General features: G+C 67.3%; 1 protein-coding gene. It reads right to left on the reverse strand.

Translation table 11 applies throughout. The features are described from left to right. Positions 1-184: hypothetical protein (locus DJ021_RS19130; RefSeq protein ID WP_207801915.1), on the reverse strand; the 184-nt coding region annotated here is incomplete at its 3' end. Between the last annotated feature and the right edge of the window lie 128 nt (positions 185-312).

The following is a 312-nucleotide window of genomic DNA, read 5'->3' on the forward strand; positions in this document are numbered from 1 at the left end:
AGAGAGAGTCCACGAGCCCCTTCCCCCTCGTGATGTCCTGCTGGTCGTCGGAGGTATCGTAGTACAGCCCGAGCCATCGGTCCTTCTCCGTTTGCTTGTCCTCGTTGAGCTCGTCCGCCATAGCCCGGACCACCCCCGTCGAGATCCGCCCCTGGGCGGAGCTCACCGGGGTCGCCTTCCTCAATCCCGCTCCCAGAAAGCTGGATCTCGCCGATCCCGGCCGGGGCACGGCCAGCGGAACGCGGTTGACGGCTCCCACGGTGGACATGGCAGCGGCCATTGCCGGAGAAGCGCGAGGAGCTGCGATCGCCG

This window comes from Phenylobacterium hankyongense (genome assembly GCF_003254505.1).
Taxonomy (GTDB): domain Bacteria; phylum Pseudomonadota; class Alphaproteobacteria; order Caulobacterales; family Caulobacteraceae; genus Phenylobacterium; species Phenylobacterium hankyongense.